The organism is Acetobacter sp. DmW_043 (genome assembly GCF_002153485.1).
In the GTDB taxonomy this organism is placed as follows: domain Bacteria; phylum Pseudomonadota; class Alphaproteobacteria; order Acetobacterales; family Acetobacteraceae; genus Acetobacter; species Acetobacter thailandicus.
Window position 1 is genome coordinate 1 of the sequence record NZ_JOMN01000054.1, and the last position, 961, is coordinate 961.

Here is a 961-nt window from a genome sequence, read left to right on the forward strand (position 1 = left end):
GCTTCCACACTGCGCCGGAGCACCGATATTTCAGCACGCAGATCATCAAACGCGCGCTGCGCCGAACCTTCCTCTGACATCAGACGCCTTCTTTTTTCTGCATACTCTTAACCACGCCAAAATCAGACAACCCGCTCAAGCCCCAGATGTGCCACAAACGGATCAAAGTCCCGATCACTGTAAAGGAGCCTATACCCGCTTACGATACACCGTGTGGCAATCAGGGTATCAATGGTCTTGCGGATGGTAATGCCTCTGCTGCGCAGGTCACGGAAATACCGTGCTGCCTCGATCATGACATCACGTCCTCCGATCTCAACCAGATCCAGAGCGCCAAGCAGTCTCCGCGCCTTGTTGAAATCCCGCTCGCTGGAAAAACCCTGAAGAACTTCCGTCATCATCAGATCCCCGATAGCGACAGGTTCTTCTCCCAGAAGACGATCCAGAACCTCAGCCTGTGGCGTAACCGTACCCCGGAAAAAATCGATCCAGACCGATGAATCGACCAGAATCATGCGTCGGAACGCATAGCATCGAGGTCACCCTTCCAGTCGAACTTTCCCCGCAAAGTGCGGAGTTCCCGTTGCTGCTTCAGCCTGATCAGCATCCGCAACCCGAGTTCAACCGCTTCCTTCTTGGTTTTAACGCCTGATGCCCTCAGGGCATCTGTCATAAGGGTATCATCAATAATGATGTTGGTTCGCATAATGTGTATCTCCTGAGTAAATAATACACATAAATACTACCCGCCTCAAGAAGATTACATCCCCATATCCCATCCCCGATCCCGCGACCTGGAGCGCGAGAGAGAATGCTCGCGCTGAGGCGCATGTAAAGCGTGATCGAGCGCAGATCCCTTTCTGATCCCCAGTTCACGGCTTTTCTCCCGCAGGACGGACGCAAGCTGTGTATCCCGCTTCAGATCCTTCAGTGCCACACCCTGCTGCGCGTGGCTCAGACC

General features: G+C 53.7%; 3 protein-coding genes. All 3 read right to left on the reverse strand.

All coding sequences use genetic code 11. The features are described from left to right. Nucleotides 1-122 precede the first annotated feature (122 nt). Nucleotides 123-515 (reverse strand): PIN domain nuclease, encoded by a 393-nt coding sequence (locus HK11_RS11060; RefSeq protein WP_086555401.1) that lies wholly within the window; start codon nucleotides 513-515, stop codon nucleotides 123-125. Continuing rightward, a complete protein-coding gene (locus HK11_RS11065) occupies nucleotides 512-706 on the reverse strand; it encodes a type II toxin-antitoxin system VapB family antitoxin (RefSeq protein WP_086555402.1) in 195 nt (64 codons plus the stop codon). The genes HK11_RS11060 and HK11_RS11065 overlap by 4 nt, the downstream gene beginning before the upstream one ends. Nucleotides 707-760: 54 nt before the next feature. After that, nucleotides 761-961 (reverse strand): conjugal transfer protein TraA (locus HK11_RS11070; RefSeq protein WP_143216396.1); only part of this gene is annotated, 201 nt, incomplete at its 5' end.